This window comes from Cupriavidus sp. UBA2010, from assembly GCF_002335265.1.
GTDB lineage: Bacteria > Pseudomonadota > Gammaproteobacteria > Burkholderiales > Burkholderiaceae > Cupriavidus > Cupriavidus metallidurans.
This window is the reverse complement of sequence record NZ_DDCI01000032.1, coordinates 201829-216889: the sequence shown is the minus strand read 5'-3', so window position 1 is coordinate 216889 and position 15061 is coordinate 201829. Positions and strand designations below refer to the sequence as shown.

Here is a 15061-nt window from a genome sequence, read left to right as displayed (position 1 = left end):
TATCGAAGGTTCTAAAGCGGCGTTCTCAAAGAATTCAACCAGAACTGAGGACGCAACTCTTATATTGAATTACTCCCGTTCCACTTGCAGGCTGGGCAACGCATGACCGCTTCTGCCTGCGATGCATGAGAAAGCACGCCTCGCGATGAAACCGGAAGCCGCCCTCAAATTCCAGCCATCGAGCCGCACCCTGGCACTGGAGCCTCGCCTGCTGTACGACGCCGCCGCTGGTGCCGCTGTCGAGCAGCAGCACTCGCAACAACTGGCCCAGCCAGACGCAGTCAGGACTGCCCCGACCGACGCACACGCCCCGGCGCCCGATGGTCATGCGGCAACCCAGCAGTTGCTGGTGATCGATGCCCGCATCAATGGCGCCAACGAACTCGCGCAAAGCGCCACGCCGGGAACGCGTGTCGTCGTGGTGGCTGCAGGCCAGGACGGCGTGGCGGCGATCCAGGCCGCGCTGGACCAGCTCGGACAAGTCAGTTCGATCCAGATCCTCGGCCATGGCAATCCCGGCGAGATCACGCTGGGCACCAGCCAGCTCACCGCCGCATCCGCTGACATCAACCGCGCCGCCGAATGGGCGAGCCACCTGAGCACGGGCGCCGACATTCTGCTTTACGGTTGCCGCAGTGGTGCGGGCGACAGCGGCGAAGCGCTGATTCAGCGCCTTGCCGCCGTAACGGGCGCTGACGTGGCCGCCTCGACCAATGACACAGGTTCGGCTGCCGCCGGCGGTGACTGGACGCTTGAAAAGAGCACCGGCCCGATCGAGAGCCACCTCGACATCAATGCCGACGAACTGGCCCACTACAACGGGCTGCTGGCCAATGCCAGCCCCACCACGACGCTCGGCAGCAGTGGCGAGACCATCTTGCTCGGAGGCACCGCCACTTTCGAGGTGACCTTTACCAACCCGTCCAGCCAGCCGGGCTATGCGCCCTATATCGACGTATTGTTGCCGGCCACGGGCTATGACGGCGATGACGGCGCGACGTTCGTCTCGGCCACCTACCAGGGCATCGCGCTCAACGCGCAGATCATCACGTTCGGGGCGGACGGTACCGCCGTTCATCCGATCGCCAAGGACGCCAGCGGCAACCCGCTGATTCTCCGCGCCGCCGATTACGGCTACCGCGCCGGCGACCAGCTCGTCGTCCTGGAGTTGCCGTACGCCAGCTTCGGCAACGGCCAGCCCTCCGCCACGGTCGACATCACGGTCAAGCTAAGCGAACTGGCCGATGCCAACCAGCCCCACGTGATCAGTGTGCGAGGCGGCTTCCAGTACGGCAACGACGCGCTCGACAATCCGACCCAGGACCCGACGCTGATCGAGGCGTCATGGGACAAGTACACCCTGGAATCGACACCGCTGGAGATCACCCAGACGGTGGACATGGTCGAAGGCGAGACCGTGACCGGGCAGAACTTCCCCCACTCGCTCACGGTCACCACCACGCCGGCTCCCGGTCAGACACTGCACAACGTCCAGGTCACGCAGGACCTGCCCGACACGATTCGCGTGGAGAGCATCACGCCGGGCGCGGGCGGACTCGTGTTATCGATCACGCTGGCGGACGGCACCGTCGTCACTGGCCAGACAGCAATTGCCAACGCCCTGGCGGGTGGCGCGTACCTGCGCTCGTACACGGTCGTCTACCCGACGCTGACGCAGGCAACAAACACGGTCGTGGGCTTCTACGTGGGCGATACGGACAGCACCGGCGCGCCGATCCTGGACCCGATCAGCGGCGCCAGCAAGACCATCACCGTGGGAGCGCCCCATGTATCGGCCGACTGGCAGCCGCTCGATCCGCGCGATGTGCCGCCCCAGCCGCCTCCCTTTCTGGTCGTGACTGACGACGGCGATCCCGTCACCTTCACGGCCAAGTCGATTACGTTGCACAAGTCGGCCGCATTGGCCAACGACACTGGCGTGGCCGGCGTCTCGCCCGGAGACACGCTGCAGTTTCGCTATGACATTGCCGTATCCGACTACTTTTCTTTCGGTCAGACCCTGCTGCACAACGGCCAGCTAACCGTCACCGACCAACTCGGTGACGGCATGACATTCAGTGGCACGCCAACGATCAGCTTCCGCCAGGACGGCGTCACCTATACCGTGCCCCTGGTCTACACCATCGGCGCCAAGGGACCCGGTGGAACGACCATCACCTTCGACCTTGCCACGTCGATCCGCAACGCGGGGCTTCCACTGGCCGTGCTGGCCGGGGATATCTCCAGCAATGGCACGCTGCAGTCGGGCACCATTGCCACGGTCACCTACAACGCAGTGATCGACGAGGCCTACCAGACCACCTATCCGCAGAGCGAGATCAACGAGGGCGACAGCCTTGGCAACAACGCCCTGATCACCGGCACGGTGGTGATCGGACCATTCAACCTCGGCGGCACCGACACCGACGACTCGCAAACCACGGTCACCATTCCTACCAGCCAGGTCGACGTTGCGGTCACGCAGATCAACGGCACCGCGCCGCCGGCCAGCTACGAGCTGCATCCGGGCGATACCGTGACGTTCCGGCTCAGCTATGACCTCGTGACTGGCGACTACGAGAACTTCAAGCTTTCGGCATTCCTGCCGCTGCCGCTGTTCGACGCCGCCATCGCCTGGAGCAACGGCACCGGCATCAATCAGTGGAGCTACGGCAGCGGCGACACCCACCCGGGTAGCGTGCTGAGCGTAAGCGGTGGCGCGGGCAACTCCGTCGTTTTCAACTTCGGCAACTTCATCCTGAGCGGCAGCGCGGCCGGGCAGAACCGCATCGAGCTGGTTTTCACCATGCGCGTGAGCGACCAGCCGTTCGCCGACCAGCGTTCGATCAGCGTGGTGGGGCAATCGAGCCAGACCACCACGATCAACCAGCAGGTGCTGGTCAGTACGGATGTCGAAGAAGTGCATTCGGTGGCCGAACCGGTGCTCAGCATCAAGCACGGGGTCGTTTCAAGCACCCATGGCACCGTTACCGGCACCACCGGCACCTGGGCAGCCGCTGGCAGCGCTGGCGCGGCCTTCACACAACCCGTGACCGATATCGACGCAGTGGAAGGCACCGTCACCGGCATTGACGCCGGCGACGTGGTCCGTCTGGCCACGGCGATAGAGAATACCGGCGGTGGCGGCGCCTACGATGTCGTCACCACGCTGACGCTGCCGCCCAACCTGACATTCCTGAACGGCAGCCTCGCGGCAGCAAACCTGCGCATCAGCCGCGGCGACGGCGCGCTGCTGCAGGCTGGCGTCGATTACTCGGTATCGGGCAACACCATCACCTTCCTCGATGCCGGCAACCAGGCCACGTTCCTGGCGGGCCGCCCCGGCAGCGCCAATGACGTCGCCGGCACGAACATGGTGATCATCACCTATGACACCGTGGTGGCCCAGTCGGTGCTGGCCGGACAAAATCTGCAGACGGTAGCCGCGTTGACCAACTACGCGAGCATCAATGGCGGGACCGATTTCACCCCTACCGATCTGACCGACACCGCGGACGAACTGGCCGCATTGCCGGTGGTTACGAAGGTTTTCGCTGGTGGCGGCAGCACACCGGCGGAAAGCGATTCCAGCGCCAGCCACACCACCGGCGCCAATCTGGTGATCGGCGAAAGCATGCTGTACGACATCGTGGTGACGCTGCCGGAGGGCTCGACGCAGAACCTGCGCCTGACCGATATCGTGCCCGACGGCCTGACGCTCGACACCAGTTTCGGCAACGGCGGCTATCAGCTCATCGTCACGCGGGCCGGCAGTGGCGCGCTCGCCGCCGACTTTGCCGGATCGGTCAACGTGGCGAGCATCAGCCCCGCAGGTGGGGCGGCCGGCGCGGACGGCACCGACATGCAACTGACGTTCAGCGCCAGCTCGGCCGATGGCGACAATAACACTGCCAACAACAGCTTCGTCATCCGCGTGCGGCTGGTGGCCAGCAACGTGATCAGCAACCAGGCCGGACGGCAGCTCGCCAATAACGCCGCCATCACGTTCACCGATCCGGACGGCGACGTGCCCAATGGCACCACTGGCGTGGATCGCGGAATCGCGCTCACCGGCACGCAGCCCACGGTAACGATTGTCGAGCCGACGCTGACTGTCAGGCAGGACGTCACTTCCACTGGCACGATCGCCGGTGTGGACCGCGGCGACCAGATGACCTACACCATCACGTTGAGGAACGGCACATCGTCCAGCGACGTCAACGCCTACGACGTGTGGTTCGTCGATAACCTGCCCGAAGAACTCATCAATGTGCAGATCACCGGGGTCACGCTGTCGGGCGGCGCGACGATCTCCGGGCCCGGCGACTTCGTGATCGTCAATGGCGTGCTGCAAAGCGCGCCAGGCACCAAGCTCGACATTCCGCGCGGCGGCGCCGTCGCCATCCAGTTCACCGGCACGCTGAGCATTCTCACGGGCCTGTCCGGTACGGTGGACAACCAGGTCAATGTCACGTGGACCAGCCTGGACGGCGCCAACACCGGCGAGCGCACCGGCACCGATGGCGTGCTCAACAGCGGCGTCCTCAACGACTATCAGATCAACAACGTCAATGCCACGCGCGTGGCAGCCGGCTCGTCCATCAGCCACGTCGGTGGCGACCCCGATACCCCGCTCGGCCCGACCGTGGTCGATCAGGAAGACGTGGCCGTGGGAGAGATCATTCACTACCGGGTGGCGTTCGTGGTACCGGAAGGCGTCGTGCTGGACGGCTCGGTACAGATCTACCTGCCCGAAGGGCTGACCTTTCTCAACGACGGTTCCGCCGCCATCAGCTTTATCTCCGACCCGAACAGCAGCGGCACGCCCGGCCTGACGACAACGCTGGGCAATCTGGCCGTCGGCGGCACCCTCTATCTCAATGGCGGCGTCACCAGCTCGGGCCAGACCTTGCTGCAGGCGGATCTCGGTGGCCAGCTACGGGCCCAGGGCATCGTCAACACGTCGCTGATCGACACCTCGAACGGGCGTGTAATCGTCCTGCCAGTGGGTTCGCTCGTGAACCTGAACCAGGACCCCGACTTCGAGGGCTTCTACTTCGAATTCAACGTACGCGTGGATAACACCGCGAACGTGACCGCCGGCGCGCTGCTTCCTGTGCACGCAGACTTCCTGAGTGAAGGCCAACTGCGCACCAGCACCGCCCAAGTGGTCGAGCGCGTGGTTGAGCCGCGTATCGTCGATCTGGACAAGTCCGTCGTGGCGTTCGATCCCGGCGTTGGCAGCGCATTCGGCCAGGCCACCTACAGCGTCAGTTTCAGCAACTCCGGCACGACTGCCGCGCACGACGTGGTACTGACCGACAGCCTGCCGCCCGGCGGCCAGGCGCTCACGGTGCAGAGCGTCGTCGTGAATGGTGTGACATACAGTCCCGGCGGCCTGCCTCCAGGATTCACGCTGACCAACACCGGCACCCAGGTCACGCTGAACATCGACTACATGCCTCAGGGTGGCAAGGTTTCGCTGATCTACTCGGCGAGCCTGCCGAACAACACACTTCTGGCCGATACGGCGGCTACCGTCACCTATACCAGCCTGTCGAACGCCTTCACCACGTTCGGCGGCTCGAACGTCGGGCCGGCAGGCAGCGCCACCGGGGAGCGCACCGGCAGTCTGGTGGGCCCCAACAACTACCAGGACAGCGATGCAGCCGGCGTGAGCTATGTATCGGGCACGCTCTGGAACGATACGGATTCCGCCACGGGCAGCTCGGTGCCAGACGGCCCGTCCATTGCGGGGCAAACCGTCACGCTCACCTGGGGCGGCGCGGACAACAACCTCGACACCACGGCCGACAACCAGACCTGGACCACGACCACCGACGCCAACGGCTTCTACAGTTTCGGCGTGCTGGGGCGCGGTGTATTCCGGATCGACGCGCCACCGACCATCGTGCTGGCAACGCCCACCGGCACCGTGAATGCCCGCATCGACAGCGATCCCTCCAGCCCGCTCGCGCGCGTGCAGTTCTCGGGCGGCGACAGTGGCGCGGCGGTGGCCGGCAACGTCGGTTACGTGGAGCGCAACGACCCGCCGGTCAACATCCTGCCCACTTCGCCGTCGACCCTCGAAGATAACGCGCTGCCTATCGTGGGCCTTGCGGTCAGCGACCCCGACGCCGGCAACGGCATCATCCGGGTCACCCTGAGCGTGCTGCACGGCACACTGACGCTCACCCCCGGGGCCACAACGGTCGTCGCTGGCGCGCTGGGCACGGCCACGTTCACGCTGGAGGGCAGCCAGACCGATATCAGCGCGGCACTCGCCACGCTGCTCTACACGCCCTCGCTGAACTACAACGGCAACGAAACGCTGACCATCCGCACCGACGACCTTGGGCAGCGCGGCGATGCCAATGGAGACGGCATCCCGTTCGATCCGGTGCTGGACAACCTCACCGCCATCAATACCCTGACCATTACGGTCATTCCGGTGAATGACCCACCGGAGGCCAAGCCAGATGTCGCATTTGCCACCGAGGCCGGCGGCACCGCCAACGGCACGCCAGGCGTCAACCCGTCCGGCAACGTGCTCACCAACGACATCGACGTGGACATTGCCACGAATGGCGATGTGCTGAAGGTCGAGCGCATCGCCTTCGGCGCAAACAGTTCGGCGGTAACGAGTACGGCATCGACCGTGATTGCCGGTCTCTTCGGCACGCTGCGCATCGGCGCGAACGGCGCTTTCCAGTACGTGGTGGACAACAACAACGCCACGGTGCAGGCGCTGCGGCTGCCGACCGACACGCTGACCGAGGTCTTCACCTACACCATCAGCGACCTTGCCGGTGTCCAGAGCTCCACTACGCTGACCGTGACCATCCGTGGCGCCAATGATGCGCCGGTGGCCGGCGACGATACCGGCGACGCCACCGAGGCCGGTGGCGCGGCCAATGGCACGCCCGGTTCCGACGCCACGGGCAACGTGTTGATCAACGATGGCGATATCGATACCGGAGACAGCCTCACGGTCACCCGGGTGCGCACCGGCACCGAAGCGGCGGGCGGCCCGGCTTCCGTAGTTCCCCCGGGCACCACGTCCGCGAACGGCGGGCTGCCCATCGCCGGCCTGTACGGCACCCTGGTGATTGGCGCCGATGGCAGCTACGTCTATCGCATCGACAACAACAACGCCGCGGTGCAGGCGCTGAATGTGGGCGACACGCTGCAAGAAGTGTTCACATACGCGGTGACCGATGCGGGCGGCCTGAACGACACCGCCGCACTGACCATCACGATCCACGGCGCTAACGACAATCCCGTGGCGGTCGACAACGAGGCCCAGGGCTACACCGCGCGCCAGCCGACGGCCAGCAACCCGGCGGGCGGCACACCGATCAACCCGGCTGGCAATGTCATCACCGACGAGCACGACCCCGCATCCATTGGTCAGGTGGATAGCGACGTCGACGATCCCGTCTCCAGCCTGGTGGTAAGCCAGATCCGCCCGGCTGGCGGCAGCGACACCCCGGTGAGCGCCGGTGGCATAACACTGCTCGCCACTTACGGCACGCTGGTGATCCACGCCGACGGCAGCTACACGTACCTGATCGACAACACCAATCCCGCGCTGATCGCCCTCGGCCCCAACGACACGGTGACCGACAGCTTCGTCTACACACTGCTGGACCCGCACGGGGGAACGTCGACCGCCAACCTGAACATCACCATTCACGGTGTCAACGACGCGCCGGTGGCACAGGACGTCACGGCCACTGCGAAGGAAGCCGGTGGTGTCAACAACACCACGCCCGGCACCAAGGCAACCGGCGACGCCACGCTCAACGACATCGATCCGGATGGCGACGCGATCTCGGTAATCAAGATCGCATTCGGCAGCACTACGCTGGATATTCCCGTCGGTGGTTCGATCGACATCGCCGGCGCCTACGGCACGCTGAACATCAACGACCATGGCGTTTTCACCTACACGGTCAATGACAGCCTGACCGCTGTCCAGGCACTGCGGCGCAGCACCGATGTGCTGATCGACACGTTCACGTACACGGACAGCGACGGCACCCTGACCGCCCAGGCCCAGATCCGGATTCGCATCACCGGGCAGAACGACAATCCGATCGGCGTCGACGATACCGCGGTCGCACGCGAAGCGGGTGGTATCGACAACAACACACCCGGCGTCAATCCCTCCGACAACGTGCTGACCAACGACACCGACGTTGATCAGTATGGCGAAACCAAGACCGTGGCCGGCGCGCGCGCCGGTGACAAGAGCGCAGGTGCCGTGGCCGATAGCGGCACGAACTTCATGCTGGTGACAGGTCAGTACGGCACCCTGCTGATACGCGCCGACGGCACCTACGTCTACCTGGTGGATAACAGCAATCCAACCGTCGACGCATTGAACGCCGGCCAGTCGATCCAGGATGTCTTTACCTACAAGGTGCGGGATGCCGCTGGCGCGACCGATCTGGCGCAGCTCACCATCACCATCAACGGCGCCAACGACGCACCCGTTGCGGCCAGCCAGCGCGCCGATGCCATCGAGGCCGGTGGCACGCTGAACGGTACGCCGGGCGTGGACCCCGGCGGCAACCTGCTGCTGGGCCTGTACGATCCCGATACCGGCGACACCGCCGCAGTCACCGCGTTCCGCACTGGCGCCGTCAACGACAACGGCGGCACGGTGGGCACGCTCGGCACCTACCTGCAAGGGCGTTATGGCGTCTTGCTGGTGAATGCCGACGGCACCTACCAGTACGTGGTGGACAACAACAACCCGGTCGTGGAACGGCTGCGCACCAACTTCGATACGCTGACCGACGTCTTCACCTTCACGGTCACGGATGCCGGTGGTCTGAGCAACGCCGCCGAGTTGCACGTCACCATCCACGGGCGCGATGACGCGCCGGTCGCCAAGCCCGACACGGGTGAGGCGATCGAAGCAGGCGGCACGTTCAACGGCACGCCCGGCAAGCCAGCCACGGGCAACGTGCTGATCAACGACACCGATGTGGACGCGGGCGACACCAAGGCCGTCAGCGCCTTCCAGACTGCGGCAGGTGCCGGGGGTACCGTGGGCGCCAGCCTGACCGGGCTGTATGGCTCGCTCACGCTGTCGGCCAATGGCGACTATGTCTACAACATCAACGATGCGCTGACCGCCGTGCAGGCCCTGAAACCGGGCGACACGCTGACCGAAACGTTCACCTACACCGTACGCGATACCGCCGGGCTGACCAGTACCGCCACGCTGACGATCACCATCCTGGGGCGATACGACGCACCCGTTGCCGTTGACGATGCCGCGGACGCCACCCCTGCCACCTCCGATACCCCACCGGTGGACGCCACGGGCAACGTGGTGACCAACGACAAGGATGTGGACGCCAACGATACCCGGACCGTCACCGGCATCCGGTCAGGCGCCGAAAGCACCGGCGCGACGCTGCAGGACATGTCGGGCAAGGTGCGCATCAACGGTCTCTACGGCTGGCTCGACATTGATCCGACCGGGCAGTTCCAGTACCACGCCGACGAAACCAACACCATCGTGGCGGCACTGGCGCCGGGACAAACGCTGGTGGAGCGATTTACCTACCGCCTGGCGGACGGCGGCGGCCTGACCGACACCGCCGAACTGGCCATCACGATCCACGGCATCAATGACCGGCCGGTCGCCTCCGACGTGATCACGCTGGCGCGCGAGGCAGGCGGCGTGGCCAATGGCACGGTGGGACGCGACCCGAGCGGCGTCGCCACCTTCAACGACGTCGACCCGGAAGGCGGTCCCCTGACCATCGTCGCCCTGCGTACCGGGGCCGAGAACGGCACCGGGACCAGTGGCATCGTGGGCGTCCCGCTGCGCGGGCAGTACGGCACCCTGGTGATGGGTGCGGACGGCCGCTTTACCTATACCGTCGACAACAACCTGCCCGAAGTCCAGGCACTGCGCATGTTGCTCGACGGGCTGGTGGACACCTTCACCTATACGGTCAGCGACGACCACGGCGCCACGGATCAGGCCACGCTGCGTGTATTGATCCTTGGCCAGAACGACAACCCGGTGGCGCATGACGATGCCGGCAACGCCATCGAAGCCGGTGGCCGGCACAACGCCACCCCGGGCACGGATGCCACGGGCAATGTGCTCGACAACGACACCGATGTCGACCAGTATGGCGAGACCAAGGCCGTCACCGCCATCAATGGCCCGCTTGGCGCCGGCGCGGTGGCGGGTACTACGGCGGGCCGCTACGGCACGCTGACGGTACAGGCCGATGGCAGCTACCGGTACGTGATCGATAACGACAACGCCGCGGTGCAGGCGTTGCGCACATCGGACGAAACGCTGACGGAGACCTTCGTCTACGTGGTGGCCGACCGCGCGGGCGCCACGGCCACGGCAACGCTGACCATCACGATTCACGGCCAGAACGACGCGCCTGTGGCGCGCGACGACAGCAACAACGTCGACAATATCCACGGGCAGCCAATCACCAGTGGCAACGTGCTGCCGAACGATTCCGACGTCGACGCCGGCGACCAACTCACCGTGGTTGGCATCCGACCCGGCGCGAAGGACGCGGGCGGTGCATCGACGTCGCCCGGCACGCGCATTGCCGGCAGCTACGGCTACCTGCAGCTCAACGCCGACGGCAGTTATACCTACGAGATCGACCTGACCAATCCGGCCGTGCAGGCCGCGGCCGGGCGCGGCAGCATCCTCAAGGACATCTTCACCTACACGATCGCCGACCGCGCGGGCGCGATAGATTCTGCGCAACTGGTCATCTCGCTCAATATCGACGCGCCGTACGTGCCGCCGCCAGGCCCCGGCGACCACGAGTACTTCCTGCACGACGAATGGCACCGGGACCGTTTCGGCACCACCCTCGGCGTCGATCCAGTGGTGTACGTCACGCCCGAGGTGCAGAGCATCTTCCCCGTTCATCAGCGCAACGACAGCCTGCTGCGCGGCGAGAACCTGGACATGGTGACGCCGCCGCATATCCAGTCGCCCTCGCTGGCGGCAGGTCTCGGAATGACGTCGGGAGAGTTCCTGCGGCCCGCGTTGCTGCAACTCGAAGCCATTGTGCAGTTCGAAGCGGAACGCACCGCCGGGCGGCACGGCATCGTGTCGCTGTCCGCCGACGGGCTGCTGCGCGACCCGTCGGTCTTCGCGCTCAAGGGCATCGAGGCCCGCCCCGAGAAGGCGGCCCCGTCGGACGGCAAGCATGACAAGCGCGGCAAGTCCGCGAAGCCGCACCCGGGCCGCCATGCCTCGCCACACACGGAACCTGCGCGCCCCGCAGCCTCCTTCACCGATCAAATCCGCCAACTGGCGTCGCGGCCCAGCACGGTGGCCGCCCTGTCCCACGCCAACAACAGCACCAACGAAGATGCGAAAAAGTAGCCCGCCCCTAGCCATCGCACTTGCTGCCACGCTGCTGACCACCGCGTGCTCCACGGCGCCGAGCGTGCCTCAGCCCTACTCGAAAGAGGAAGTGCGCCAGCGCGTGGAGGAAGACCGGCGCGGTATGTACAGCGACCAGGAACCTGTCACCCGCCCGATCACCTTCTACGAGGCCGCCGCGCGCGCGCTCAAGTACAACCTCGACTACCGCCTCAAGCTGATGGAAAGCACGTTGTCGCGGCAGCTTGTGGACGTGACCAAGCACGACATGCTGCCCAAGCTGGTGGCATCCGCTGGCTACACGCATCGGTCGAACGACTCTGGCGGCGTCTCGGTGGGGATCCAGGATGGCCAGATCAGCCTGCGGCCTTCCACCTCAGAACAGCGCTACCACCGCCTGGCCGATCTCGACCTGACGTGGAGCACGCTGGATTTCCTGGTGGCCTACGAACGCACCCAGCAAAAGGCCGATCAGGTGCTGATGGCCGAGGAGCGCCGTCGCAAGGTCGTGCAGAACGTGCTGCAGGATGTCCGTAATGCCTACTGGCGCGCGCTTGGCGCGCAACGCCTGATCGGCCAGGTCGACGCATTGCTGAACAAGGTCCGCCAGGGTCTGAAGGCCGCGCAGGAAGCGGACGAAAAGGGCCTGCTGCCGCGCCAACAGGCCCTGGCCTATCAGCGCGCGCTGCTCGATGCCGTCAGCCTGCTGTCGGCACGGCGCCAGGACCTGGAACTGGCGCGTGCGGAACTGGCCGCGCTGATGTCGCTGCCGCCAGATCAGCCTTTCACGCTTGCCGACGAGGCCGAGCAGCGCATGCCGAACGATCGGTTCGACGTCGCCGGGTTGGAACAGATGGCGCTCGAAAGCCGGCCGGAGATCATGGAAGAGTGGTACCGCAAGCGCGTCACCGACAACGACATCAAGATCGCCAAGGCCGAACTTTGGCCCAGCCTGTCCGTCGACCTGGGCGGCCACTACGACTCCAACGCCTACCTCTACAACAACGCGTGGTCCGCTATCGGCCTGCGCCTGTCGTACAACATCTTCAACCTGCTCAAGATCCCCGTGCTTAACGAGGCGCAGGACAGCCAGAACAAGGTGGGCGACCTGCGCCGCATGTCGCTGTCCATGGCCGTGCTCACGCAGGTGCGCGTGGCGCTGCAACGCTATCACCTGGCACTCGAGCAGCTTGATTTCGCCGAAGAAAGCCTGCAGGTTGACAGCCGCCTGCGCAGATTCGCCGAGGCAAGCGCCCAGGTATCGGCCGACTCGAAACTCGAGTTCATCCGCGCCGATGCGCGCATGCTGCTGGCGCAGTACCAGCGCTACGCCGCCTACTCGGAGGCGCAGGCCGCCTGGGGACGTCTCTACAACTCGGTTGGCCTCGACGTCATGCCGGACGCGATTGCCAGCCATGACGTCCCGACCCTCGCATCGGAGATCGAACAGACCATGCAGGGCTGGCAACAGAAGCTCTATCCAAGCGCCGTCGACAGCAAATCATGAGCAACGCATCATCTCGCTTTTCGTTCCGTCTTTCCGGCCTTGCTGGTCTCGCCAGTCTCGCCGTTGTCTCGGCCGCCCTGTTGCCCGGCGTGGCAGTCGGCGCCAACGATCCATCACCGCCCAGCCGGGCCGTCGACCCCGGCGCCATTCGGGTGTTGCTCAGCGCGGACCCCGAAACGACGATGGCCGCCACGATGAGCGGCACGGTCCAGAGCCTGGGCGTCACGCTCGGTCAGACCATTGCCAAAGGACGGCCGCTGGTGCAGATGGACTGCGCCGAGCCGCGCGCGCGGCTGGGCATGGCCGATGCCGAACTGGCCGGCGCGCGCGAAACGCTCACGGCCAAGTCAGCGCTGCGCAAGCTCGACGCGGTGGGCGACATGGAGCTCAACCTCGCCAAGTCGGCCGCCGACCGGGCCTCCGCCGCTGTAGCACTGGCGCGCACACAGGTGGCCTACTGCACGGTAGCCGCGCCGTTCTCGGGCCGGGTGGCCCGCGTCTATGTGCGTCCGCATGAAAGCGTCAACGCTGGCGCGCCGCTGCTCGACCTGGTCAGCGATGGACCGCTCAAGTTGCGCCTGAACGTGCCATCGCGGATGCTGCGCGACCTGCGCATTGGCAGCCAGTTCAACGTCAACGTCACCGAGACGGGCAAAAGCTACACGGCCAAGGTGTCGGCCATCAACGCCAGGGTGGATGCCGTGGCCCAGTCGATCGAGATCGAAGGTCGCCTGACGGCGCCAGCGTCGGAGCTGCTGCCTGGCATGAGCGGCGTGGCCCAGTTCCAGCAGACGAAGTAACGCCCATGCAGATGCCGACGCAAAGCGATGTCGTGCTGTTGCTGCAGCTTGCCGAGCTGGAAAGCCTGGCACGGCAGGCGGACAGCGTGCAACAGCTCAGCTTCCACATTGCCAACGACGCCCATCCGCTGCTGCGCTATCGCCAGGCATTGGTATTCGATGCCAGGCCGCCTGCGTGGCACCTGCTCAATATCTCGGGGCTCGTGTCGATCGACGAGCAGTCCCCTTACGTGGTGTGGCTCGGGCATGCGCGCAAGTGGCTACGCGAGCGGCTGGAGGCCGGCGAGCCGCAGTGGATCACGCAGGCGGATGCCGCTCTCGCCAGCGATGTCGTGCGTGGCGGCTGGGAGGAATGGTGGCCGAATGGCGCATGGGCGCTGCCACTGCGCAGCCGCGCGGGACAGGTGCAGGGCTGGGTGCTGTTCCTGCTCGACGAAGTTCCCGGCGCGGGCGCTGGCATCGCCATGTCGCGGCTCACGCAGGCCTGGGGCTATCACTGGGAGATGCTGGCTCGCCGCGAGCGCGATGTCTCCTGGCTGTGGGGCAGCCGGACGCGTCGTATTGCAATCGCGGCCGCGGTGCTGATTCTGCTGATGCCGGTGCGGCAAAGCGCGCTGGCACCAGCCGAAGTGACGTCGCTGGACCTGCAGATGGTGAGCGCGCCCATCGAAGGCGTGGTCAAGGAAGTGCATGTGCGGCCCAACCAGACGGTCAAGGCCGGCCAGCCGCTCTTTTCGCTCGACGACACCACGCTCAGCCATCGCCTGGAGGTGGCCTCGCAGGCCGTGGCGGTGGCCGACGCGGAACTGCTGGCAGCGCGTCAGAACGCTTTCCGCAGCGACGACAGCAAGGCGCAGCTGACCACCTTGCAGAGCCGTGCCGAAGAACGCCGGGCCGAGCTGGAATCGATCCGTTCGCAGTTGCAGCGCCAAACCGTCGTGGCGCCGCGCGACGGTGTCGCGGTGTTCGCCGATATCAACGACTGGCTCGGCAAGCCGGTGGTGACCGGCGAGCGCATCATGCAACTGGCCAATCCGGATCGGCCGGCCATGCTGATCCACCTGCCGGTGGCCGATGCGCTCACGCTCGACGTGGGCGCGCCGGTCAGCCTGTTCCTCACGGTGCGCCCGCTGCAACCGCTCTCCGGCAAGCTGATCGAAACCAGTTACCAGGCAGCGCTCACGCCCGACGGCGTGCCGAGCTATCGGCTGCGTGCCGATATCGAGAACGGCGATCCGCAACACGCCCGCATCGGCCTGAAGGGAACCGCGCGCATCAAGGGCGGTTGGTCGGTACTGGCTTACGAGATCCTGCGCCGGCCGCTGGCGACCTTGCGCGCGTGGACGGGCATCTGAC

General features: G+C 65.8%; 4 protein-coding genes. All 4 read left to right on the top strand.

Annotation, left to right across the window (positions count from 1 at the left end):
- Positions 1-145: 145 nt before the first annotated feature.
- The 4 genes from B2246_RS23415 to B2246_RS23400 are packed head-to-tail and all read left to right on the top strand — an operon-like array spanning position 146 to position 15060.
- Positions 146-11398, top strand: coding sequence for a VCBS domain-containing protein (locus tag B2246_RS23415; protein WP_286881133.1), 11253 nt, complete (start codon positions 146-148; stop codon positions 11396-11398).
- Positions 11385-12905, top strand: coding sequence for a TolC family protein (locus tag B2246_RS23410; RefSeq protein ID WP_035880927.1), 1521 nt, complete (start codon positions 11385-11387; stop codon positions 12903-12905). Before B2246_RS23415 ends, B2246_RS23410 begins: the two co-directional genes overlap by 14 nt.
- Positions 12902-13705 (top strand): efflux RND transporter periplasmic adaptor subunit, encoded by an 804-nt coding sequence (locus B2246_RS23405; RefSeq protein WP_035880925.1) that lies wholly within the window; start codon positions 12902-12904, stop codon positions 13703-13705. Before B2246_RS23410 ends, B2246_RS23405 begins: the two co-directional genes overlap by 4 nt.
- 5 nt (positions 13706-13710) lie before the next feature.
- The gene (locus B2246_RS23400; RefSeq protein WP_286881135.1) at positions 13711-15060 is read left to right on the top strand and encodes an efflux RND transporter periplasmic adaptor subunit; all 1350 of its coding nucleotides are present in this window, start codon (positions 13711-13713) and stop codon (positions 15058-15060) included.
- Position 15061: the final 1 nt, after the last annotated feature.